Genomic DNA, 23,012 nt, shown 5'->3' on the forward strand with positions numbered 1-23,012 from the left:
GACATGCTATCCATCAGTCATCCCAGTGTTATGCGAAAAGTAAACGAACTATCGATAGGCTTGTTTCCTGTGACGGTTAGAGGGGATTATATTCCGAAGTTGATCGTTAAAGCATCTAAGGAAACTATCCTAACTGCCAAGGTGCGTCGCGAGTTCTTAATACACTTAGCCCCGTATGAGATTGGCCAATTAAAGTCTGTAGGTTTTATAGCTACCTTTTTTGACGATCAGGACCACCCTCTAACTATTGCGGGAGCGCTGGTTAAAGAATTTTCTGGACGGGAGCTGTCCAAGCTTTTTATCTCGCCCCATGTTGATGTTCATTTTTTTGATGAGCTTGGGAGAGAGCTTTTGGCATATAGAGCAGAATTTAGCTCTACAAAAGCACATCGAGAAATGCTTAGAAGAGCTATAGTTCCAAGTTTTCAAGGGCTCAATCAGAGTGCAATTCTAACTCAACTGACTGAGTGGTTTATGCTCAGTACGCTAGAAGACGATTCTCGTGCAATTAAAGTAAGTTTGACTGAGCCCCTGATGCTCGAAGACATTGTTTATATAGACATGCGTCCCGAAAATCATAGTTATCATGGCAGTCCAGGATACAGCATGTTTACGTTGGAGCGCGAGGTGCCAGGGCCTTCGCAAGAAAAAGAGATAATTGCTCTGCTTGAGAGAACTTTTGACTCTGAGAGTATTTATCTTGGACCTAAAAGAACTCATGACAAGGAAGAAGTAGTCGATGTCTTAGTCGTAACTGATGAGAGCGTGATCTTGATTCAAGCTAAGGATAGTCAAAATCTTGAGCGCACTATTAATAAGACTCTTGAGAAAAAAAGGTCTGCTACTAATAAGGCACTGAAAAAAGCGGTTGCACAGGTCAAAGGAGCTATTGGTTATATTCGGAAGTACTCGCCGTTCGTTGTGATTATGGATGGTGCGGAGGTGGAGATAAATTTAGAAGGTAAAAGAATATATTCCTTAGTGGTGATGAAGGAGTTGTTTGATGATGAATATCGTGATTATACGAGTCTCATGCTCGAATTATTCCAGCAGACAGGGATTTCATGCATCCCATTATCATATGGCGAGCTGCACCAGTACTCCCGTTTCATTCACGGCGATAAAGCATTTTTTGAAGCGTTTACGAGAGTGTTTAACCATGGCCTTGAAAGCGGAGAGTTTCCACGCTTGCGAGTACTTCCACCTGGTTCCATTGTCAACGATCAGAACGTGTAAGGTGAGCTAAAAGCCCATCCCGGATCAAGTCAAGATCTGCATCGTTGAACCCAAGCACCTCACGCTGATCATACCGAACGTCCGGCGCACTGTGCTCAGCACGATCCTTCAATCCGTACTGGTGAACCCTTGCGATCCGGGCGATACGCCCGGTGAAGCCTACGGTAATACCATTGCTGTCGCCTCGGACTTTCATGTAAGTCGCGGTGCGAAGCTTCTTGAACATCGCCAGCTTTCTGCGAATCCTCCCCTGTTTCCCGCGCAAGTTACGTTTTTTGCGGGGAGCGTACTTGCTGCCATCCGGGTTTTCTTGCGCCATCACCCGCTTCTGCTGACCGCGACGCAAGTCCTGTCCAATGCTCCGTGCAAGTTTGCTCCGCTCCCCTGGCTCCAACCGAGCGAGCAGCACTCCCGCCCAGTCCTCCAGCGCTTCCAGGCTATTCGCCATCAGGCACTCTCCATTCACTGGTGTTGCCCTGGGCCCCAGGCTTCCAGTTCGGGTCGAGGTAACTGGCCACGTACTGTGGTTCGTTCGGGTGCTTCACCGTAGTGTTGCCTTGGTCATCCTTTCCGACCACCACCCGCTCTGTCAGCGGTAGAGTCAGGCTAAGGTCCACTTTGTTCTTGTCCAGGATGTCGGCTTCGAATTGGATGCCGTCTTTGACCTTGTCGAGGTTCTCCAACAGATCGGATTGGTTGACGCTGAGCCATCCCAGGATTGGCAGGATCACACTGTCGGGGTGGCCGGCGAACTCGGTGAGGATGATCTGCAGGTCGAAGCTGTATTCAAATGACAGGGTGTGGGCAGCGGTGCAACGGACCTTGCCATTGTCGATGAAGATCAGCAGACGGTCGGGATTGTGCTTGAACTCAGCGACGGTGGACAGGAGGTGAGCGCGCAGGCTTTCTGGCTTGTTCATTGGGTTGCCTGCTGGCGTTTGTAGACCATGTCCACCTGAGCTGCGCAGTCGGCCCAGGCGGCTTCGGCGCGGTCCTGGTCGGTCAGTAGGTCACCGTTGTTGAGGGGGCCGGTCGCCGGTAGGTGGCACGGCACCACGGCCGGACAACCAGTCACGATAAGCGGCGGCGCCGGCAAGGGCGGGGCGCTCGCGCAGCCGGCGAGCAGCGTCAGGCAAAAGCTGAGTAGCCCATTCGCGTAGTTCGGCGTTTTCACGTTTCAGTACCTCAATTGATTGCTCGCGATTCGCCAGGCCCTGACGCAGTTGGTCCTGCTGGCCGCGCAGGATGGTCTGTGCATCGCGTTCCTGTTTCAGGGTGGTGGTGAGGGTGTTGGCGGTGACAAGGTTGCGGTCAGCGTCTTCGCGTGCGGTTTTGGCCGCTTGCTGTGCCAGCTTGGCCTGACCTTCAGCGACGTCGATGCGCACTTCCTGGCCCCAGATCAGCAGCGCCAGGGCGCCGAGCAGGGCGATGCCATATAGCGCCTGGCGCAGAACGCTCACGCGCGGTACCAGCCGAGCTTGTTCATGGTCGCGGTGTCGAGCTGCTTGATAGGGCCGCGCACGATCACGGCCCGGGCGCCATTCATTATCTGGATGGACTCGGCCAGGAGCTGCATGTCGTCATGTTCGGACGACGCAGGCACCACCAGCACGTCACCGTCCTGCACCCGTAGTTTTTCTACCGCGTCGAAGTCGATCATGCCGCCACTCCTTGCCCACACTCGCAACCGGCGTGCCGCTCGTAGGCGCGCTGGAGCTTGGTGTCGTAGAGATTCCGCAGATAGTCCGGCCCGTTATAGAGCTTGGCGAACTCGGCCCACTTGCGGGCTTTCAGGACCTTGTGTAGCACCGGGTCGGTCTCGATAAATCGGGTGAAGGCGTCGAACTGCTGTGATTCGCCGGCACTCATTGCCGCCACAAAGTCCTGCACGCTGGCATAGCCAAGGCGCTTCCAGTGGAAGCCCATGATCTGGAAGGCGCCCCAAGACGCTGATTCCAGGGCGGCGGTGTCATCGATCAGGCGAGCCATAGCCAGACGTTGGTGTTCGGCGGTGCCGCCTATGTATCCACCCGGTTTCGGGTTGACCAGGGCAGGTGTGGCGACGGCGAGCTGGCCGGCGTGGCGCTTGAGTTCGTCCGGGTCATCGCCTGCGTTTCGAGGTGTGGCGAGCTGGCGGTACATGATGTGGCGTTCGAAGAGGATCACCGGCTTGCCGTTGTCGAGAAAGCCCTTGCCCTTGGATTCCACTTCGTTGACCGCGTAGATGCTCGCCAGCGGTACACCGAGACGTTCCGCTGCGACCACCAGGTCGTTGTTGCGTAGCAGTTGGGTACAGTCGCCACCGGTAAGACTGGCTTGAGTCTTGGTGCCGGCGATGCCGTCGGCGACCAGGCCCATTTTGACCTGGTACGCGCGGACGGCGGCTTCTGTGGCGTCGCCGTAGTCACCGTCCGGCACGACGTTGGCACCGTTCTTGTTGAGATTTTTTTGCAGCATCAGCACCGCTTGTGAACGGTCGCCGTGGCGGAGGGTGGTGGTCATGCGCTGGGCCTCAACAGGGCGGCGACGTTGCCGCGTGAACGGAAAATCAGAATGCAGAGCAGCACGATGGAAGCGGCCTGGCCGAGGCTGGTTGGCTGGCGGTCCAGCAGGATCTCCAGACCGCAGATGCACAACGTTGCGCCAAAGACGCTTGCCAGCAGCGAGATGCTGCGCCGGTACCGCGCTTCGCCTCGGGTGTAGCAAGCAAGGCGCAAGGCACTCAGCAGGTAGGCCATTGTCGCGATCAACTGCACGGCCAGTTCGATGTTCTGCATATCAGGTGCCCCCTCTGATGCGACGCCAGATGTCCCAGATATCCGCCTTTTCCACCCAAACCATCAGTTTTATGCTGATCGGGATGACCACCAGGGCACAGAGAAAGGCGCTGCCACCGCTGGTGATAAACGGGATTGCCTGTAAGGCCATGGGCGCGAACAAATAGCCCACGCCGGCCGACAGGAACAGTGAACCAAGCCGTTGCCAGACCTTCAGGTCACGCTTGGTACTGGTAACCAGCCAAGCACCAAGTATGGCGCCGAATAGCGCCCCGTCATCGATGACTGGGGTGGCGCTGGCCAGGCCCAAGCCAATGAGCAGGCCAGACACAACGCTGGAAGTCGGATCAGCCATGGTGTGGGTTTCCTTGGTTGCAGAGGGTCAGTTCCATAGCTGCACCATCTGCCGCTGGGGCGCGCTGGTTTGGGCTTCGGGCATGTTGACGACAAGGCCCTGCGGCAGGACTGGGCCATGGTCGGACAGGCCGGGGTTGGCCTCAAGCACTGCCTCTGTGACGCCAGCGGTGCGTCCGTAGAACCGCCAGCAGAGGGCGTCGACGGTGTCGTTTTGGTTCGTGCGGACAGCGACGGGCATCAGATCAACTCCACGGTGGTGCGGCTTAAACCGAGGAAGTCACGCACGGCCCAGCGCAGATCGCGGCGGTAGTCGTCGATGGTCGGGCCGACTTCTTCGGCTTTATCGTTGCCTGTATTGGTTGCGCTGTAGTCGCGGTACCGCTCGCAGACTTCGGCGCCGGTACCGGCCTCGATCGCGCGCCTGTAGAGGTGTGCCTGGACCGATACATCGTTGATCGTGTCGTCAGGGACGTCGGCCAGTGTGGTATAGCCGGCGGCCAGTTGGATGGCTTTCCAAGGCTTCAACTCACGATTGAGGTTGATCGCTGCAGCGATTACGGCAGTTTCCAAGCGGGCGGGGGTGACACTGCTGTCGATGCGTAGAGTGGCGCGGAGCTGCTCAAGGTCGATTGACGGCCAGAACGGATCGGTGTTGATGTGACCGCCGGTGACTGGGCCGCTGGCTACAAATGCGCTCATGGAACAGCACTCAAAAATGGGTCGCCGGTGGTCGGGGCTTCACGTTCAGGAGGAGCGGTCTGGCCGATCCGCCCCGAGCCGGCGGGGTGCGTGGGGACGCTCAGTTAGCTGCTGGAGCAGCGTATTTTTTGAGGAGACGCTCGACGCGCTCCAAATCCTTCTTGCCACCGCAATTGGTGTTCAGCTCGATGGCGCGGGACAGATATTTTTTCGAGGACTCCAGGTGACACAGGGCGACCACCTTGCTTTCTGACGTGTCGTCATCGGAAACCATCTCCGCGAAAGCCTTGCCCAGGGCCAGATGCAGCTTGGCTTTTGCCTGGTCGGGCATATCTTCTTCACCCGCGATTTGCTCAGTCCGGAGCAGCAGTTTCACGTCGAAGGTGCCACCGGCCTTCTGCGCCTTCAGGGCGACTTCGGCAATTTCTTCGGCAACGATGGTGCCGGTAGTGCGCTCGAAGCGGTCAGGCATGAGCAATGCGTGCTGGATGACGTACTCGGCAATGTCCAGCGCGCCGGCAAAGTCGCCCGCATCCATTCGCCAAACCATCAAAGTGGTCAGCACCTGATCCTGCGCACCTTTGCCGCCTGCCAGAACACCTTCCACGTACGGGACGTATTCGGGCAGCAGTTGCTTTTTCAGCTCTGCTTTGCCCTCGGTCGACTGCACCTGTTTCAGGCGCAGATAGTCCTGCTGGAGCTTCGCGAGGTGCAGCTCATAAACGGATGCGCCTTCCATGGTCATGGCTGGGCCTGCCACGGCAGCCGCTGCAACGGCTGCTGTGACGCGCTGGAAGTGACGGCGACAAGGGTTGGTCATGATCGCCGGCCTCAGCTCAGGGTGATGTTTTCGGCCATGGCAGCGCAGCCCAGGTCTTCAATCACATAGCTTTCGTTGACCGATTCGAAGTTCTCGATGCGGTCGCGTTTGGCGTTGTCGACGACGGTGCGTCGGCGGGTGTTTTCCTGCCAGTAGATCGACAGGTTGTCGAGTCGGGTCACCAGCAGGCCGTTGGCAGGAAAGTGTGGAACACGCACCGCTGGCAGGTTGCCGATGCGTTTTTGACTGGTGACGATATCGGCCGCGAGCATCTCGGTCGGCGCCTGGGTTTTATTGATGATCGGGAAGTACTTGTCGGCCAACAGCTGGCGACCGCAGATCACCACCAGGTCGGTGTCTTCCTGATACCAGGGCTCGATGAACTCGTTGACCATGCTCACGACGAGGGCGTCGATGTTTTCGAAGTCCTTTCCGGCACCGATCTGGATCTTTCCGCTGCCGTCGACGACTTCCTTCATCACACGGGCAGGGTTTTCCAGGCGCATTTTCTCCAGCCAGCCAATGTTGACGTCCTGCAACAGTTGGTTGAGCGTCGGGTTGGAGGTCGCGGCGCGGCTGGTGCCGTTCCAACCGATCATGATCCGGTTGAGTGCCTGGGCCTTGATGATGGCGTCGCGGATACGCGCTTGGAAGTCCTTGAACTTGGCCCACTGATCCAGCTTCTGGTAACGGATGCCAGTGTCGAAGTTGGTCTGGGTGCAAACGTACCCACGGTTGTCCAGTCCGCTCGGGTCGCGCGGCTCGCGGTCCTTGAGGGTTGTGTCGGTGGTGCTGGCGATGGTGCCGTCGATACCGATGCCGATTTTTTCACCGGACTGCTCGGACACGCCAAACACATTGATGGCACTGAGGAAGGCGCTGGACTCCTGGATACGAGTTTCCAGGGTCTGGGCCACGCTCGGTGCGGCGGTAAATTTGGTGGTGACGTCGCCAACCCCGTGCAGTTGCGCGAGTTGTTGCAGGTAGGCGTTGTACAGGACGCGGGTATCGTTACGCATGGTGTTCTCCGATGTTCCTTGGCTGGGTGTTGTCCGTGATGTGGATCAGCAGTCGGTGACGAGCGTGCCGTCACCGCCCGTAGCCGGCGGGCGAACGGAGTACTGCGGTTTTTGTCCGGTGGTGTCCGGGGTTTTTTCGAGCTGGGTAACCAGCGCCGCGAAGTCGGCGGACAGCTTGTCGTGGGCAATCTGCAAGCTTTCGCGGGCGGACTTTTCGACGGCGAAGGTTTCGCCCTGGCTGGCGACATGCTCGGCCATGGCCTCGACGGCCTCGCCGAGTTCAGTGAATAGAGCGGCGTCCTTGCCTTCCTTGTCCTTGCTCTTGCCGAGGAGTTCGAGAACGCGGGTGAACAGGCCTGTGACCTTTCCGCTTTCGTCCTCAACTTCTTCGAATTCAAGTTCGATCTCGACAGCCTCGGAAAACAGGTTGCCAGGATCGCGCTTACGGGCTGCCAGTGGGTTCATGTCTGGGTGTTGAGCGCTGAAAGTCAGCATCTCGGTTCCCAGGCTGGCCGGAGTGTCGGTAACCGCGATGCCGTCCAAGTAGGCCCGTCCGGTGTCGGCGAACTTCGGACGAATCTCGATGCTGGTGTACATTTTTTGCCGCGCCTTGTTCATCGTGATCAGGTCGGCGGTCGGTTCAATCCGGGCAAACAGCGCGAGCTTTTTGGCGCCGGCAATATCGACTTCTTCGGTCTTCAGTGCGACCACATCGCCGTAAGCACGGAATGGGCTATCGGGCAGCAGGCTGCGCATATGCTCGATCCACACCCGAGCACCGTAGGTGTTCTGGCTGTAGGTCTCGGCGGCATCGACCAGCCATTGCCGTTCGATCTGGCGACCGTCAGTGGTGGCGCCTTCGACGGCGACGCGGAAGAACTTAGAGAGCTGTTTTTTGCCTGGGTTGTCGGTTTTGCCGGCCATGCGTGGATCCTCAGAGCGGTGGCTGTGTGCCTTGGCGATGAGCGCATGTTGTTGAGCGCGAGCGCGACGGGCAACGAGGCGCTGTTGTAGATCGAGGGACTACAAGGACCGGAGCGAGAACTGTACGCGCGCGGGCGGCAGCATCTGCGCCATGAATGCCATCGTCGAATTGCCCACTGATCACCGCCGCCACGCCAAGCACCTGTATTGGCAGGGCTATCGCGTGTGCGAGATCGCCGAGCTGATTGGGGAGAAAGAAAAGACCCTGCACAGCTGGAAGGCCCGCGACGAATGGGACCGGGCGACACCTCTGGAGCGTATCCAGGCGGCGACCGAAGCCCGCCTAGTGCAGTTGATTCTCAAGGACCCAAAGTCAGGATCGGACTACAAGGAAATTGACCTGTTGCACCGTCAACTGGAGCGGCAAGCTCGCATTCAGCGCTTCAACGACGGCGGTACCGAAACCGAGCTGAATCCGAACCTGGCCAAGCGCAACGACGGGCCGAAGAAAGCGCCGAAGCGCAACGAGTTCGACGAAGAACACATCGAAAAGCTGACTGAGGCGTTCATTGACGGCTGTTTCGGTTATCAGCTGGATTGGTACAAAGCGGGTAACCAGCGAACCCGGGCGATCCTCAAGTCACGGCAGATCGGCGCGACGTACTACTTCGCTCGCGAAGCGCTGATCGATGCGCTGACGACTGGTCGCAACCAGATATTTCTGTCGGCCTCAAAAAACCAGGCGCATATCTTCAAGGCCTACATCCAGGCCTTTGCCCGCGAGGTGGTGGGTGTCGAGCTGACGGGCGATCCGATCATTTTGGGGAATGGTGCGGAGCTGCACTTCCTGGGCACCAACGCCCGAACCGCGCAGGGCTACCACGGCAATTTCTACTTCGACGAATTCTTCTGGACGTTCAAGTTCAAGGAACTGAACAAGGTCGCCAGCGGCATGGCGATGCAGAAGCAGTACCGCCGGACCTACTTTTCGACGCCTTCCAGCATGGCGCACGAGGCCTATACGTTCTGGACGGGCGAGCGGTTCAACAAGGGCAAACCGGCGGCGCAACGGGTAAAAATCGACGTCTCCCATGACGCCCTGCAGCAGGGGAGGCTGTGTGAGGACCGGGTCTGGCGGCAGATCGTCACCATCCTCGACGCGGAGGACCGTGGCTGCGACCTGTTCGACCTCGACGAGCTGCGCCAGGAGTACGACGCCGAGGCGTTCCAGAACCTGCTGATGTGCCAGTTCATCGACGACGGGGCGAGCATATTCCCGCTTGCGATGTTGCAGCCGTGCATGGTGGACAGTTGGGACCTTTGGGCCGAGGACTACAAACCGTTTGCTGCGCGGCCTTTCGGGGATCGTCAGGTCTGGGTGGGTTACGACCCAGCAGAGAATGGTGACAGCGCAGGGTTGGTGGTGATCGGCCCGCCCATGGTGCCTGGAGGCAAGTTCAGGGTGCTGGAAAAACACCAATTCCGGGGCATGGACTTTGCGGCCCAGGCTGAAGCCATTCGCCAGGTCACCAGACGCTACTGGGTGACCTACATCGGGATCGATATCACCGGCATGGGCTCTGGCGTGGCGCAGTTGGTGAAGCAGTTCTTCCCGAACATCACCACGTTCAGCTACTCGCCCGAAGTCAAAACCCGCCTGGTGCTGAAGGCTTACGACGTCATCAAAAACGGCCGTCTGGAGTTCGATGCAGGCTGGACCGATATGGCGCAGTCATTGATGGCTATCCGCAAAACAATCACCGCCTCTGGGCGCATGTTCACTTACACGGCCGGTCGCACAGACGAGACGGGCCATGCCGACCTGGCGTGGGCGCTGTTCCATGCACTGCACAACGAACCCCTTGAAGGGCAGACCACGGCAAATACCGGATTTATGGAGTCCTACTGATGAGCAGACGTAAGCGCGGAACCCAGCTGGCCACCGCTCAGCCACCCGTTGAAGGGGACTTGTTGCCGCCTGAGTCCGGGCCGGTTGAAGCGTTCACTTTCGGTGATCCCGCCCCCGTGCTGGATAGCCGGGAGATCCTCGACTACCTGGAATGCTGGGCCAATGGGCGTTGGTTTGAAACGCCAATGTCCATGGACGGCCTGGCAAAAACGACCCGGGCCAGCGTGTACCTACAGTCGGGGCTGAACTTCAAGCGCAACATGCTCGCCCGAACGTTCGTTCCTCACCGGCTGCTAAGCCGCCAGGCCTTTGAGCAGTTCGCCCTGGACTGGCTCTGGTGTGGCAACTGCTACCTGGAAAAGCGCAACAACATGCTCCGCAACACCATGGGCCTGTTGCCCCCACTGGCGAAGTACATGCGCCGGGGTGTGGACATGGAGACCTATTACCAGGTGCGTGGCTGGAAGGACGAGCACGAATTTGCCCCCGGTTCGATCTGTCACTTGCGCGAGGCCGATATCAACCAGGAAATCTACGGCCTACCGGAGTGGCTGGCTGCGCTGCAAAGCGCACTGCTCAACGAGAGTGCCACGCTGTTCCGGCGCAAGTACTACAACAACGGCAGTCACGCCGGTTTCATCCTGTACATGACCGACGCGGCGCAGAAGGAGGAGGACATCGACTCACTGCGCACCGCGCTGAAGAACTCGAAAGGGCCAGGTAACTTTCGCAACCTGTTCGTGTACGCGCCGGCAGGGAAGAAGGATGGCATTCAGCTGATTCCGGTGAGTGAGGTTGCGGCCAAGGACGAATTCAGCTCGATCAAGAACATCAGCCGGGACGATTTGCTCGCGGCGTTGCGTATTCCGCCGCAGTTGATGGGCATTGTGCCGCAGAACGCGGGCGGTTTTGGGTCGTTGCGGGAGGCTGCTGAGGTTTGGGCGGTCAACGAGCTGGAGCCGTTGCAGGCAAGGTTGGCGCAGGTCAATGAGTGGCTGGGTGAAGAGGTTGTCAGCTTCAAGGAATTTGAGCTTCCAACGGGGGGGAAGTAAAGATTCCGGCGAAAAGCGGAGTCCAGTCAGATGTGCTGCGTCTTAGCCGAGTGACGCGGCTCACATATTCCTAATCAATGGCGGGCAATGAATAGGTGTGGCCTAATGCCTCCAAAGAAATACAAGCCATTGGGGAGTTGCTATGTTGTACGAAAAGAAAAAGCAGAGGTCGAGGGAGTTTGTACCACTACTTTGTGTAGAGATTGCCCTTGTAGTCTTCTTAATTTGGGAGATTTTTTACTATTATATAGATATGCCAAAAGCGTTTTGGGATATAAAGTTTGTCGATGTGGCGAATATAGTGGCTCAGCTCGCAACAGCTGGAGCTTTTGTGTTGGGTTTTTATCAGTTTAATAGAAGTAAGAGCGTTGATCGTCAGTCGGTATTGGTCTCGGAGTGCAAAGCCGTCATATTAAAAATGGTTGCTGTGATTAAAGACTTTGACGTTGGTCAAGAAACAGGTGTCAAAAATATAAAGGCTTGCTGTATCACTTTGGGAGGTTTAGGGTCTGATTTTAACGAGCTTTTTGTTGAACTTGATGAGAGTGTTAACAAAGGGGTCGTGAGGATGCACTGGCAAAGTATGTTTTTTAACGTGCTGTTGAAGGCGATGGCCAATTTAGATTTGGGTGCGGCAACAGCTAAAGAAAAAATTCTGCCGGAGAGTTATCTTTTCGCATTAGCCACGGCGAAGGTTAAAATTAAGTATGGCCCAGTAAATGAGGGTTTGGAGAAGTACTTTACACATTTGTATGTGCTTCAAAACGATTTAATGAAAGACGTTCGAGATAGATTCGAGTTTTCAGATCTTTATCAATTTATTTTATATTTTTTTGAAGGGGAATATACCGATGATTATATGTATGGGGCACTATCGCAGTTGGATGTTCGGACGCGCGCTCCACTAATTTCGGCGATTAATGATGCATGCAAATTCAAAAGGTTAGTTAGGTGTTAGTTTTGCTCGGGACTCATACCTAGCACGGAAATATCAAGCTCTTATTCTGATTTTTCACGTTTCCAATCGCCGTATCAATCCTAAACCACTCGAAAACTTCGGCCGGTTCACCTTGGTGCAAAACTATCTGTTCAGCGCGCTCTTTGGGCGTGGCTGGTTCTAACCATTCGCGGGCAAGGTCTGGCGTCAGCACTACAGGCCTCCGGTCGTGAATGTCTACCATGCCGCCGGCACTGTCGGCGGTAATGATCACGAAGCCGTCATGCTCGCCTGGGCCGTCATCGACATCGGGCAGTTGGCCTATGGCTGCACATAGGATCGGTGCGCCGTCCCGTCTGCGGATCAGATAAGGCTGTTTTTTCGGACCGCCTTCGTCCACCCATTCGAACCAGTTATCTATGGGCGTGATCACCCGGTGCGGCCAGATTGCCCGGAAGAACGGGCCGTGGGCTACCTTCTCGACGCGAGCATTGATAGGTGCGGCGCGGTCCTTCGCCCAATACGGTCTCCATCCCCACCGAACCGCATCAGCGTGCAGCAACTCACCCTGCAAGTGCAGTAACGCCACTTGGGTCGTCGGGGCCACGTTGTATCGCTCAATCGGCTGATCACCCACGGAGTTTGCCAGGGCGTTAGGCAAACTCAGTGCCGCAACAAAGTCGTGGATTCCCCGGTACTGCGACAGTCTTCCGCACATGACCAAGCCCTCCTTCCATTTCACCTTAGACAATCGTGGTAGGTCGAGGTCTCATTTCATTGATGATTCGCTTCAGGCCTTCGGCTTCACGCTGACTTACCCGGAGTGACGTGGTCAGGGTGTCGATCTGCTTTCGCATCTCAGCCGCTTCACCGCCCCTCTGACGGAGGTACCCAGCGAACTCAGCGTTCTTGGTGTGAGCATCCAGCAGCATTTGGCTGATGCCGAAAACATCTTCCCGCGCTTTGCGTAATTGCACGTTCAGTTCCTGGATCTCGTTCTCCAGCAGGCGACAGTGCTGTCGGTACATTTGCAACGGAGCGGGGAGGCCAAGCCACCCGAAGGTGTCTTCATCATCGTTCATGGGTGGGAATCCAGCGCTGTATGTGCATACAGTAAATGAGGTTTGACCAGGACGCGATGTGAGGCGACGAACAGCATGCGGGAGGGGAAGGGGGGCCGGAAAAAGTCGGCTGTGATAGATGAATGTTCGCGCTTCAATAGCATAAAAAAGCCCAGCAAAACATAGCATTTGCACGGGGTCACGGCAAGCGTAAAGGGCGGTCCAGCCCAATAGGTACTGGGCTTTCGGACCAGCGTCAGCTGCTCAGCCGCCCACCGACGAAGCAGCACCCGGGCCTGCCGCACCATGCCGGGGATTTGACGTGCTGCATCGGGGCAGTGGCGTGCTTCATCACCCGGCGCGCGCCGTCGTCCCCCCACCTCGCCTGCGGGCTAAATGGGTCGTTTTTTCTGCGCCCCTGCGGACCACTTCCGGCGGCTCAGGCTGGGCGCTTGCTTGGCATTGTGGGGAGGTTGAAAGCCTGCGGAACCCTGCACTGAGGGGGTATTTCTTCGAAAGGTCTGGAGGCGTTGCTGTGCAGGTAGAGGGGGGGGGGTTCAAAAAGAGTAATTTCAGTAACCCAGTCTGGGTAATGGGCTGGAGGCCACGTATTCCGTGGGTTTCGGTATTACAAAAAGGAGTAACAAAGAAGTAATTGAAAAGGTAATTATTTGCCAAGCTATTGTTTTTAAAGGGTTTTTATAAAGATGAGAATTACATTTATAAAGAGTAATCAGATTACTTCAATATTACTTAAAGATTACCTTTTTCTCGAAACATAAAACCCTTTAATTTCAATGGCTTGAGCGTGAAAAATGGTCAAGATTACTTATGTTACTCTTTTTTTTGCCCCCCTCCAGATTTCGAATTTCTGGCCCCTATACGTGTGATGCGCACGCGTACTGAGGTGCATGCTGATGCGCGTGGGAATGCTTTCGCGCAACTGGCACCGCTGGAGCCCTTGTATTCCGGGGCCTCGGCTGAGCGGTTGAGGGTGCGGGTACTTTCGAACCTCTCCTTCACTGCCAATCCAGGAGTAGGTATGTTTACTGATATCAAGCCAGATCCGAAGTCCAAGCGCGACGATGGTAAAAAGGACCGCAGACAGCATTTGAAACCGCTCAACGACAAAAGCATCCGACTTTGCCAGCCCACTAGCCTAAGCTTGGAAACTAACTGCAGGCTGGCGGTACTCCACTATCGAATACTTCAGGGGGGACTAGTGCTTCAAAGAATCAAGGCAAAGAGACCCGGAATCATCATGATATGAAGATGTATCAGGTCTATTCCATTCTCGTTTTCTATTTATTTAAATAGTCTGCGTACCATTACGACCGTAAAGGTGGTGTAGAGCAATATGCCAATGGCTGCATCTAATGCGCAAAATAGCATGGACAAACCTGTGCTTGGCTGTATGTCCCCATAGCCAACTGTTGTTGCAGTGATCGTTGAGAAGTACAAAGCTTTAAGGAATGTTGAGAGCGCCTCGTTAAAACCGCCAGAATCCCAAGAGCTCAGGAGTGTAACGGTTTGATTGTTAATAACTATTCCAGATGCGCTAAGCAGGATCGCAAATATAACTATGTTTATGAACCATGCCAGGATGGGGGTTAATGGTCTATCGCCATAACCGGCGATATGCCTACCAATAAACATTCTGAAAAAGCCTTTGAAGGGCTTGTCGACTGCATACTTATTATCAATTAACCAACTTAAAACGTAATGCGCTCGGGCAAATACATCTCTGTGTGTATGGTTGTCGTAAGTATTAGCTGTGTACTCGTAGAAGCGAATAAGACCCATAAAGGCTATTTTTGTTGTCGTGTGGTTCTTGCTGTTTGGTTGTTTTTCATTGTTTTCAAAATAGTTTACTATCGGCTTGTCTACGCCAGAGTATTTAACCGACTTTATGTGCTTTCGTTTTGGCCAATCATTGCAGTCCCATTGGCGGAAAATCTTAAGCAATTCTGCCCCGATAGAAGAAAAGTGCTTTATATCTTCTGAGTCCATAGTCAGGCCTGAAAAGACGCAGTGCCCAACAAAGCAGCAGCTTCGCAAGTTTATCCTTGATAGGTCGCAGTTTTTAAAATTGCAATTGATGAATACAATGCGCTCGTATTTTTCCTTGTCATTGCTATTCATATTAAATACGACGTCATCAAAATAGCAGTCATAAAAAACTGTGTCTTTCATGTCTCCTTCAAAAAACCAACCATTTTTAAATGAGCAGTTTTCAAATTTAGTGCTAGATATGCTGCTTTGAAAAAACAACATGTCCTTTCTTTTCTGCTGAACAAACTGGCATTTTGAAAAAAGACAAAAACTGAAGTTGGTATAGCTTAATGCTGAAAAATGCTCTGTATGCGCCCAGTTGGTTATTTTTAAGCCTCTTAGGTCTCTGTTGTAGCTTTTTACTTCTGTAGAGTTTCCATATGAATAGCCACCTTTTCCTTCGCATATGTCGGTAAGAGGCTTGTTGTTAAAGTTTCTTATGCTGGAGCACCAAAGATGATCATCTTTTTGAATGTCATGTGTTATTTTTGTAAGCCGATCTTTCTCGCCGTGCCAGCGACTAGATAGGATTTCGAACTGGGTTCTGTCTGATACGTAATAGTTATAATTAAATATTTTAAGGTCGTGCCCTTCAATCATAACTGGTTTTTCTAGTGGTTCTAAGATCATAGCGCCTCAATATGCTGTGATGAAAATCGAAGTGCAGCAAATAGAATGATAAAAGTGCAGGTTTATTTGATTGCACTCGTCGTCCTCATGCACCAGAGTTTTGCAGGGCTAGAGCCGGAGAGCGGGTTACATCTTTTCCATATGTGCTTCCAGCATTGCGCTTGCCATTCGAACGCAATATTCATCGGCCAAGTCCTCTTGGGTCATCTCCTTCAATCGTTCAACGTCGGGCGCATGGTCCATGAGCTCGATCAGTTTCTCTTTTGTGCTTCTTGAGTATGTTTCCCAGAGGAAGTCGAACCAGTCCAAGTCAGTCTTCGGACAAGAGCGACCAGCATTCCTATCAATAACTCCAAAGAAGGTCTTAGGGTGCTGGGCATGGGCTTTTAGTTCATCATCCGTCAACGGAATCTTGACTATGAAGCGCTGTTGATCGTCGCTACAAGCGACACAAAATGCCTCTCCCGACTTCGGCATGACGACGCAATTCTCTAGCGTCGCCTCGATCTGCGTCCCGTTAGGTCCTTGTACCTCCATTCGATGACCAACCTGTAGCCGTGCCTTGGGAATTCCACCAGATAACGACTCGGCCTCTCCATCGAACGTAGCGGGAATGCGCCGGTGCCTTTGCATCGACTCCAGCAGCGCAAAAACGGGCGCATGCCGACGCCTAATTTTGACCTGTTGAAGCAGATTTTTCAGCCCTGGGTGAAGATCTTCGAGGTGGAAGCCCCATAGCAGCACTCCGGAAGGCAGATCAATGGCATCAAGGTGATGCTCCTCAGGATCGAAGGTGACTATGACGTATGCCTCCGGAAGCTTTTGCCCAATAGGGTCCCGCTCATATAGCTTTAAGAGGTTTTCAGCCTCCACAAGCGCTACAGGATTAGGTTGACCTCTGCCCAGTTCCAGGCGTCCGTCGTTTGTGTCAATGAAGACAATGCGAGGATGATCCGACTTTTTGCTTAAAGCGCGATTCATTTGCCTGTTGATTTTCATCCGCGCCCCTTCTCGTCGCTTGGCCTCAACAGCGTAGATCGCACCGGACTTGGTGTCCGTAGCGATGAATTCAACGTGAGTGGTACGTCTGTCAGTTTCATCTTGGGGCTGCAGGCTGAAGCCTGCCCGAAGCAGGGCGGCGGCGACCCGTACTTCGTACAACGCTCCCGGGAAGTTCTCAGGGCATCTAATTCGGTCGATAAGCAGCTTTTGGACCTCGATGGCGTGCTTCAGGCTGTAAAGGTCATATGCGAAACGCATATAGGCACCAATAGCCCCCGTCATCGGCTGCGGAACACCTGTCCCCATCCGTTCCATATGAGCTTTCGAGTGCTCATAGCTGCGGACCGCCCAGGTGAGAATACGATGTCGCTCTTCTGGAGGCTTATTTCCCTCCGAGATCCACCATTCTTTACCCAAGACGATCTTCGGGTAGTCATTCAGGAAGTCGTGAAACGTTTTCCACTTCTGTGAGGAATGCATCGTCTGACCGACGGCTATGATCCTGTGATCATGGAACTCGGCGGAAATGATAGGCCTACCGAGGCCCTGCTGCTCACGCCTCTGAAACTCTTGGGCTTCATGACGAGCGAGTGTCATCTGCATCTCTTGGCGCATGCGCGATCCATTCAGCTTCAGCACTATGTCGAGATTATCGATGGACCCATGACATTTTTTAAACTTGCGGCCACTACCGCAAGGGCAAGGATCATTTCGGCCAGGCTTGTTGCGCATCCGTATAGGCTTCCTAGAGGGTGAAACTTCGCGCCACGAAATTGCCGCTTAGGCCGAATACTGCCTGTGATTAAGGGCAGCCTCTGGCCGATAACTGCCATTTTTAGGTGAGGTCAGCCCCTCTCAGTCGAGCCAGCCCTTGTTTAATATGGCCCGCGTTTTCACCAACCGTGTGAAGTGCCCCCCGAACATTCTTACCCATTTCTAAAGCGTTTTGCTGCTCAGCCCAAAGAGTCAGCTCCATCACTGCCGCCTCCAAGGCCAGTTGATTTTGGTAAAACCGTTCCAGCACGTCTGTCAGTGAATACTCGCTAGCCATGGTAGGCGACTCGTTCTGAAAAAAATCAAGCATAGCAGTCGCAACTATCGCGATTGCTAAAGCTAGCGAAAAAGGGGGAGGGCGTCAGTGCGTGGGAGTAGCGTTGGTACGAAAGTGGTACTGAGTTTTTCAGAAGCCGCTCGAGGGCTCGTATTCTATGGGCTGTAGAGTTAGTGGCTCCAATCCATCATCGGGACGACTCACAGTGTATGGAGTGATCTCGGGAACAAACTTCCCACGCTTTTCTCAGCTTGCCCCTCAGACCACCCCTAGCTAACCTCCTCCAGCCGCTGCCAATCCAGCGGCCGGATGTGGAAGTCCGACCAAGCTGAAGGCGCTCAATCGCCCATAAACACCTACCGGCGTTTTTTTACGTCTGTATGATTGCTTATGGCGGCTGTGCGCGGGGCACTTCGGTGCGCCGGGTCCTTTAGCCCTGGTCTTCCACACCTGCGTACAGCTGCCACCCTCATGTGGGAGTGAGTTTGGTAGTTCCTGGAATTCTAAAGGAGCTTCGCCATGTACAAGGTCACGCCTAATCCGCCTCATGCCTCAAACGCTGAACCCATTGATGCCAAGCTTCACGCTGCGGCTCAGCGCGCTATTTATCATTACCTGCCGCCATCTGACGACGATGCAATCTCTGAACCCGCGCCCGGCAATCTTTTCCGCGTCAGCCCCAACATCGACACCGAAACCCTCCTAGCCAACGCCGCCGAAAACCTCGATTCCGCCAACCAAATGGCCGCCACCCTGGCCTTCGACCTCGAAGACCCCCACCGCGCCATCATCCTCGGCATCCAGCAACTCATCGACCTAAGCGCTTTACTCGTCGCACGAGCCCAAGAGCACGTCGCGCCCGCCGCCAGCACGGCCACCGCCTGACATCCAACCCCGCCGCCTTACTCCAAGGCGGCAACCTGAACCCATCCTGTCACCCAGCAAAGTTTCATAATTCCCCGCACCGTTGAGGACTACGCTCCCACTTAAGAGAGGACCCCCGCGCCTCCAGCCCATAGGGAACTGAAACATGATCTCGAACCTGGTTAAAGTCGTGATGATTGCTGGCACGTTGCTGTTGGGCGCTTGTTCGACGGGGTCGTCGGGCGGGAGTGGTGACCCTTGTTTTTCGGGGGGATGTCGGGCGTTTGGGGACCATAGCCCGAGCAAGGCGGCCAAGATGAGTTTTGGCGGCAGTGGGTTGGGGAGTAGTTATGGGGAGTATGGGGCGGGGTTGTTGCATGATGATTGAGTGGCGGGTGGGCAGTCATTGATTTGTTGACTGACCCACCGCTATCGCGGGCAAGCCCGCTCCCACATTTAGAGTGCCCACATTAGGACTGTAGTGCTCTGAGAAGTGTCAGTGGCCGCCTTTCATGCGGCGGGCAATCAGGTAGATGCCCAGGCCGACCAGCGCTGTTGCGGCGCCAATGTAGCCGGTGCTGGTCCAGCCGTAACCCGCCGTAATCGCCATCCCCCCAAACCAAGGCCCCAGCGCGTTCGCCAGGTTAAACGCAGCGTGGTTCGACGCCGCCGCCAGGCTTGGGGCTTCGTGGGCGATGTCCATCAGGCGGATTTGCAGCGGTGCGGCCAACGCAACCATGGTGCCGACCAGGCCCATGCTCAGCAGCACGCCCCACAGCGACGATGCCGCGAAGGGGAAGAACAGCAGCACGGCTATCGACCACACCAGAATCCAGCCCACGGCGCGAAATTGCATGCGGTCGAACAGTTTGCCGCCGGCGATGTTGCCGATGATGCCGCCGACGCCAAACGCGGCGAGGCCGAAGGGGATCCATTGTGGCGAGACTTTGGTCACTTCGAGCATGGTCGGGGCAAGGTAGCTGAACACGCAGAACATGCCGGCAAAGCCAATTGCGCCAATCGACAGCGCCATCCACACCTGCGGTTTGGTGAAGGCGCGCAGTTCTTTGCGTGGGTCGCTGCGCGGTTCGTCGTGGCGGTCGGGGACGAATTGCCAGACGAGGAAGAGGGTGCACAGGGCGATGGCGCTGACCAGCGCGAACGCCGAGCGCCAGCCCAGGTGTTGGCCGAGGAAGGTGGCGATGGGGTTGCCGAGCAGCATGGCGAGGGTAAGGCCCATCATCACGCGGGCCACGGCGCCGGCGCGTTTGTCGTTGGGCACCATGCTCGAGGCGACGACGGCGGCGATGCCGAAGTAGGCGCCGTGGGGCAGGCCGCTGATGAAGCGGAAGGCCATCAGCGAGCCGAAGGTCGGGGTGAAGGCGGTGGCGAGGTTGCCCAGGGCGTACAGGCCCATCAGCAACAGCAGCATGTGTTTGCGCAGTAACTTGGCGCCGAGGATGGCCAGCAGCGGTGCGCCGACCATCACGCCCAGGGCGTAGGCGCTGATGGCGTGGCCGACTTGCGGTTCACTCAAATTCAAATTCTGGGCGATGTCGGGCATTAAACCCATGATGGCGAATTCGCCGGTGCCGATTGCGAAGGCGCCCACGGCCATGGCAGCTTCCATTTTGGCGGCGCTGCGCGCTGGCAGCACGTGCCCGGGTGTTTGCTGGATAGTCATGGGTAACTCTGTGTGGAGGGTGTGCACGAAAGGAGACGGCCGATGCTACGCAAGCAATGGCGAAGGTGTCTAGAACAGCCTTTTGCAGCAGAGTTCAGTTTCATCTAGCCGCCTGTGACCCCACGTCGCGCCTGCCAGGCTTGACACGCTCGGGTTAAAACCCGCGATTTAGAGCTGTCAATTGGCCAAACAGCGCATATTGGCTGTATGCCGTGATATTCTGCGCGCCGTCTTGGTCTAGTCTTTCCCCGGTGCGTACATCCGTATACGTCCCGGCGGTTGGCTGTTGCCCAGGTAGCTGAAGCCAATAATGATAAGAAGTCAGCGCAGAACGGACAAAAACAGTGAGGTCGATACGTCGGCCTTGTGTGCCCACCCTGCGGCTCTCTCGTGAATGTGCAAACCCCGCGGTGCGTTGCCTGACGCAGCGTGATGGAGGGTTGCCCATGCTCAGGGGCGGTAGGGCGGATGGCGTTTTATCATAGGTGCTACTGATGTTTAAAAAAGTAAACACTGCCCTGCTGGGGTTGGCTTTGTCGATGGGGATCACGTCCGTTCACGCGGAAGAGGCAAAGAAAGTCGATGTGCTGCTGATCGGCGGCGGCATCATGAGTGCGACCCTGGGTGTTTGGCTCAACGAGCTGCAGCCGGACTGGTCGATGGAGATGGTCGAGCGCCTGGATGGCGTGGCCGAAGAAAGCTCCAACGGCTGGAACAACGCCGGTACCGGTCACTCGGCCCTGGCTGAGCTGAACTACACCCCGGAAAACAAGGACGGCACCGTTGAAATCCCGAAAGCGGTCGAGATCAACGAAGCGTTCCAGATTTCCCGTCAGTTCTGGTCCTGGCAGGTCCAGCAGGGCGTGCTGAAGAACCCACGTTCGTTCATCAACTCCACACCGCACATGAGCTTTGTGTGGGGCGATGACAACATCAACTTCCTGAAAAAACGCTACGAAGCCCTGCAAGCGAGCCCGCTGTTCGCTGGCATGCAGTACTCCGAAGACCCGGCGCAGATCGCCAAATGGGTTCCGCTGATGATGGAAGGCCGTGATCCGAAGCAGAAGATCGCCGCCACCTGGAGCCCGATCGGCACCGACGTGAACTTCGGCGAGATCACCCGCCAGTTCGTCGCCCACCTGCAAACCACGCCGAAGTTTGACTTGAAACTGTCGAGCGAAGTGCAGGACATCACCAAGAACGCCGACGGTTCGTGGCGTGTGAGCTACAAAAACCTGAAAGACGGCACCAAGACTGAAACCGACGCCAAGTTCGTGTTCATCGGCGCCGGCGGCGGTGCACTGCACTTGCTGCAAAAGTCGGGCATTCCTGAAGCCAAGGAATACGCGGGCTTCCCAGTGGGCGGTTCGTTCCTGGTGACCGATAACCCGGCCATCGCCGAGCAGCACATGGCCAAGGCCTACGGTAAGGCTTCGGTTGGCGCGCCACCGATGTCGGTTCCGCACCTGGACACCCGCGTGCTGGATGGCAAGCGTGTCATTCTGTTTGGCCCATTCGCGACCTTCTCGACCAAGTTCCTCAAAGAAGGCTCGTACCTGGACCTGCTGACCAGCACCACCACCCACAACATCTGGCCAATGACCAAAGTCGGTATTCGTGAATACCCACTGGTTGAGTACCTCGCCGGCCAACTGATGCTGTCGGATGACGACCGCTTCAAGGCGCTGCAGGAGTACTTCCCGAACGCCAAGCAATCCGACTGGCGCCTGTGGCAAGCCGGTCAGCGCGTGCAGATCATCAAGCGTGACGAAGAGCAGGGCGGCGTCCTGAAACTCGGCACCGAAGTGGTCAGCTCCGCCGACAACACCATCGCCGGCCTGTTGGGTGCATCGCCAGGCGCGTCCACCGCGGCTCCGATCATGCTGACCGTGCTGCAGAAAGTGTTCAAGGACAAGGTCGCGACCCCTGAGTGGCAGGCCAAACTGCACCAGATCGTACCGAGCTACGGCACCAAGCTGAACGACAGCCCTGAGGCTGTTGCCAAGGAATGGGCCTACACCGCCGGTATCCTGCAACTGACGCCACCGCCTGCGATTCCGCAGATGGCCGCGCCAAAGGCCACCGAGGCTGCCAAGCCTGCGGCTGAGCCGAGCAAGCCGGCGTCTGACTTGGCGCTGTAAGCCAAGCCTGATGTAAAAAAGCCCGCTGAACCGGTAACGGTCAGCGGGCTTTTTTGTGCGTGGTATTCAGGCGCGGGAGCGTTCGACCGGCGGCAGTTCCACCGTGCGTTCGGCGGCTGCCAGCGCCGCCGTTAAACCCGCTTGGTCCAGCGGCACGCAATACGCAGGTTTCGCCCGTTCAAAACGCCAGCTTTCATCCAGCCCGCCGGCGTCCACGGCATCGAAACCGAGTTCGTCGAGCAGCTTGATCACTTGCGCCTTCGCTGCGGCGTCATCGGCGGCCACCGGCAGTGCGCGGCGGTCTGGCGCGCCGTGGGGGCGGGCGTGTTGCGTCAGGTCGGGCGCAAAAATCGCATTGAACACTTTGACCACGTGAGCGTGCGGTAGATGCTCGGCGAGCAGCCGGCTGGTGGTGGTTTCAAAGCGGTCCAGCACGGCGATGTGCCCATCGCGGTCGGGGTAGTAATTGTTGGCGTCCATCACCGTTTTGCCTTCCAGCCATTGCGCGGGCACGCTGCGGTAATGCTCCAGGGGCATGGCCACCAGCACCACGTCGCCATACTTGGCGGCGTCTTCAGCACTGCCCACCTGCACGCCGAGTATGCCGCTGAGCACGCTGCTCATGGTCTGCGGGCCACGGGAGTTGCTCAACATCACTTCATGCCCGGCGGCCAGCGCCAGCTGTGCCACGGCACGCCCGATAAAACCTGCTCCAATCACACCGATCTTCATGGTCTTGCTCCTCGTCAGTCGTCGAGCGGTTATGATGATTGGCAACCAGTTGGCGATAAATGAGC

General features: G+C 56.0%; 26 protein-coding genes and 1 pseudogene. 7 read left to right on the top strand and 20 right to left on the bottom strand.

The annotated features are described in order from the left end of the window. Positions 1–3: 3 nt before the first annotated feature. A complete protein-coding gene (locus K0P33_RS09740; RefSeq protein WP_242155013.1) occupies positions 4–1,236 on the top strand; it encodes a hypothetical protein in 1,233 nt (410 codons plus the stop codon). Here K0P33_RS09740 and K0P33_RS09745 read toward each other — a convergent pair. The 13 genes and pseudogenes from K0P33_RS09745 to K0P33_RS09805 form a co-directional block, all read right to left on the bottom strand. Continuing rightward, positions 1,217–1,684: a phage virion morphogenesis protein gene (locus tag K0P33_RS09745; protein WP_242155014.1), complete on the bottom strand. Its 468-nt coding sequence runs from the start codon at positions 1,682–1,684 to the stop codon at positions 1,217–1,219. The genes K0P33_RS09740 and K0P33_RS09745 overlap by 20 nt on opposite strands. Continuing rightward, the gene (locus K0P33_RS09750; protein ID WP_242155015.1) at positions 1,674–2,156 is read right to left on the bottom strand and encodes a phage tail protein; all 483 of its coding nucleotides are present in this window, start codon (positions 2,154–2,156) and stop codon (positions 1,674–1,676) included. The genes K0P33_RS09745 and K0P33_RS09750 overlap by 11 nt, the downstream gene beginning before the upstream one ends. Next, entirely contained in the window at positions 2,153–2,410 is a 258-nt protein-coding gene (gene lysC / locus K0P33_RS09755) for an Rz1-like lysis system protein LysC (RefSeq protein ID WP_242155016.1), read from the bottom strand. Before lysC ends, K0P33_RS09750 begins: the two co-directional genes overlap by 4 nt. After that, positions 2,331–2,696: pseudogene (locus K0P33_RS09760) on the bottom strand (LysB family phage lysis regulatory protein); the annotation flags it as partial. The gene lysC and the pseudogene K0P33_RS09760, both read right to left, overlap by 80 nt. Beyond that, positions 2,693–2,896: a hypothetical protein gene (locus tag K0P33_RS09765; protein WP_242155017.1), complete on the bottom strand. Its 204-nt coding sequence runs from the start codon at positions 2,894–2,896 to the stop codon at positions 2,693–2,695. The pseudogene K0P33_RS09760 and the gene K0P33_RS09765, both read right to left, overlap by 4 nt. Continuing rightward, a complete protein-coding gene (locus K0P33_RS09770; RefSeq protein ID WP_242155018.1) occupies positions 2,893–3,738 on the bottom strand; it encodes an N-acetylmuramidase family protein in 846 nt (281 codons plus the stop codon). The genes K0P33_RS09765 and K0P33_RS09770 overlap by 4 nt, the downstream gene beginning before the upstream one ends. Next, the gene (locus K0P33_RS09775; protein ID WP_242155019.1) at positions 3,735–4,013 is read right to left on the bottom strand and encodes a phage holin family protein; all 279 of its coding nucleotides are present in this window, start codon (positions 4,011–4,013) and stop codon (positions 3,735–3,737) included. The genes K0P33_RS09770 and K0P33_RS09775 overlap by 4 nt, the downstream gene beginning before the upstream one ends. Position 4,014: 1 nt before the next feature. Continuing rightward, positions 4,015–4,368, bottom strand: coding sequence for a putative holin (locus K0P33_RS09780; protein ID WP_242155020.1), 354 nt, complete (start codon positions 4,366–4,368; stop codon positions 4,015–4,017). Positions 4,369–4,395: 27 nt separating this feature from the next. Continuing rightward, the gene (locus K0P33_RS09785) at positions 4,396–4,608 is read right to left on the bottom strand and encodes a tail protein X (protein WP_242155021.1); all 213 of its coding nucleotides are present in this window, start codon (positions 4,606–4,608) and stop codon (positions 4,396–4,398) included. After that, the gene (locus tag K0P33_RS09790) at positions 4,608–5,069 is read right to left on the bottom strand and encodes a head completion/stabilization protein (RefSeq protein WP_242155023.1); all 462 of its coding nucleotides are present in this window, start codon (positions 5,067–5,069) and stop codon (positions 4,608–4,610) included. The genes K0P33_RS09785 and K0P33_RS09790 overlap by 1 nt, the downstream gene beginning before the upstream one ends. Positions 5,070–5,169: 100 nt before the next feature. Further along, positions 5,170–5,889, bottom strand: coding sequence for a phage terminase small subunit (gene gpM / locus K0P33_RS09795; protein WP_242155024.1), 720 nt, complete (start codon positions 5,887–5,889; stop codon positions 5,170–5,172). Positions 5,890–5,900: 11 nt separating this feature from the next. Further along, positions 5,901–6,908: a phage major capsid protein, P2 family gene (locus K0P33_RS09800; RefSeq protein WP_242155026.1), complete on the bottom strand. Its 1,008-nt coding sequence runs from the start codon at positions 6,906–6,908 to the stop codon at positions 5,901–5,903. A 45-nt stretch (positions 6,909–6,953) separates the two neighbouring features. Then, complete coding sequence (locus K0P33_RS09805) at positions 6,954–7,832, bottom strand: GPO family capsid scaffolding protein (protein ID WP_242155028.1); 879 nt, start codon at positions 7,830–7,832, stop codon at positions 6,954–6,956. A 151-nt stretch (positions 7,833–7,983) separates the two neighbouring features. Here K0P33_RS09805 and K0P33_RS09810 point away from each other — a divergent pair, with 151 nt between their 5' ends. The 3 genes from K0P33_RS09810 (at position 7,984) to K0P33_RS09820 (ending at position 11,751) form a co-directional block, all read left to right on the top strand. Next, positions 7,984–9,741, top strand: a complete 1,758-nt coding sequence (locus tag K0P33_RS09810; protein ID WP_177026833.1) for a terminase ATPase subunit family protein — start codon at positions 7,984–7,986, stop codon at positions 9,739–9,741. Next, positions 9,741–10,793, top strand: a complete 1,053-nt coding sequence (locus tag K0P33_RS09815) for a phage portal protein (protein ID WP_017477265.1) — start codon at positions 9,741–9,743, stop codon at positions 10,791–10,793. The genes K0P33_RS09810 and K0P33_RS09815 overlap by 1 nt, the downstream gene beginning before the upstream one ends. Positions 10,794–10,935: 142 nt before the next feature. Next, the gene (locus K0P33_RS09820) at positions 10,936–11,751 is read left to right on the top strand and encodes a hypothetical protein (RefSeq protein WP_242155029.1); all 816 of its coding nucleotides are present in this window, start codon (positions 10,936–10,938) and stop codon (positions 11,749–11,751) included. Between the two features lie 19 nt (positions 11,752–11,770). On the opposite strand, the gene K0P33_RS09825 is transcribed toward K0P33_RS09820, so the two are convergent. The 5 genes from K0P33_RS09825 to K0P33_RS09845 form a co-directional block, all read right to left on the bottom strand. Then, a complete protein-coding gene (locus K0P33_RS09825; RefSeq protein WP_242155031.1) occupies positions 11,771–12,448 on the bottom strand; it encodes an SOS response-associated peptidase family protein in 678 nt (225 codons plus the stop codon). 25 nt (positions 12,449–12,473) lie between these two features. Beyond that, on the bottom strand, positions 12,474–12,812 hold the full coding sequence (locus tag K0P33_RS09830; protein WP_242155034.1) for a hypothetical protein: 339 nt from the start codon (positions 12,810–12,812) through the stop codon (positions 12,474–12,476). A 1,284-nt stretch (positions 12,813–14,096) separates the two neighbouring features. After that, positions 14,097–15,473 carry an ion channel gene (locus tag K0P33_RS09835; RefSeq protein ID WP_242155036.1) on the bottom strand — a complete coding sequence of 459 codons (1,377 nt, stop codon included), beginning with the start codon at positions 15,471–15,473 and terminating at the stop codon, positions 14,097–14,099. Positions 15,474–15,599: 126 nt separating this feature from the next. Further along, positions 15,600–17,207 (bottom strand): SEC-C domain-containing protein, encoded by a 1,608-nt coding sequence (locus K0P33_RS09840; protein ID WP_242155038.1) that lies wholly within the window; start codon positions 17,205–17,207, stop codon positions 15,600–15,602. A gap of 103 nt (positions 17,208–17,310) precedes the next feature. Continuing rightward, on the bottom strand, positions 17,311–17,526 hold the full coding sequence (locus K0P33_RS09845) for a hypothetical protein (protein ID WP_242155040.1): 216 nt from the start codon (positions 17,524–17,526) through the stop codon (positions 17,311–17,313). 519 nt (positions 17,527–18,045) lie between these two features. On the opposite strand from K0P33_RS09845, the gene K0P33_RS09850 reads away from it, so the two are divergent. Both K0P33_RS09850 and K0P33_RS09855 read left to right on the top strand, forming a co-directional pair. Further along, a complete protein-coding gene (locus K0P33_RS09850) occupies positions 18,046–18,411 on the top strand; it encodes a DUF6124 family protein (protein ID WP_242155042.1) in 366 nt (121 codons plus the stop codon). A 145-nt stretch (positions 18,412–18,556) separates the two neighbouring features. Further along, complete coding sequence (locus K0P33_RS09855) at positions 18,557–18,778, top strand: hypothetical protein (RefSeq protein ID WP_242155044.1); 222 nt, start codon at positions 18,557–18,559, stop codon at positions 18,776–18,778. A 108-nt stretch (positions 18,779–18,886) separates the two neighbouring features. Here K0P33_RS09855 and K0P33_RS09860 read toward each other — a convergent pair whose 3' ends face one another. Continuing rightward, the gene (locus K0P33_RS09860) at positions 18,887–20,074 is read right to left on the bottom strand and encodes an MFS transporter (protein WP_094952875.1); all 1,188 of its coding nucleotides are present in this window, start codon (positions 20,072–20,074) and stop codon (positions 18,887–18,889) included. 494 nt (positions 20,075–20,568) lie between these two features. Here K0P33_RS09860 and mqo point away from each other — a divergent pair, with 494 nt between their 5' ends. After that, positions 20,569–22,215, top strand: coding sequence for a malate dehydrogenase (quinone) (gene mqo / locus K0P33_RS09865; protein ID WP_242155046.1), 1,647 nt, complete (start codon positions 20,569–20,571; stop codon positions 22,213–22,215). Between the two features lie 66 nt (positions 22,216–22,281). Here mqo and K0P33_RS09870 read toward each other — a convergent pair whose 3' ends face one another. Beyond that, the gene (locus K0P33_RS09870) at positions 22,282–22,965 is read right to left on the bottom strand and encodes an NAD(P)-binding domain-containing protein (RefSeq protein WP_277933796.1); all 684 of its coding nucleotides are present in this window, start codon (positions 22,963–22,965) and stop codon (positions 22,282–22,284) included. Between the last annotated feature and the right edge of the window lie 47 nt (positions 22,966–23,012).

It is taken from the genome of Pseudomonas sp. ArH3a (assembly GCF_022648765.1).
GTDB lineage: Bacteria > Pseudomonadota > Gammaproteobacteria > Pseudomonadales > Pseudomonadaceae > Aquipseudomonas.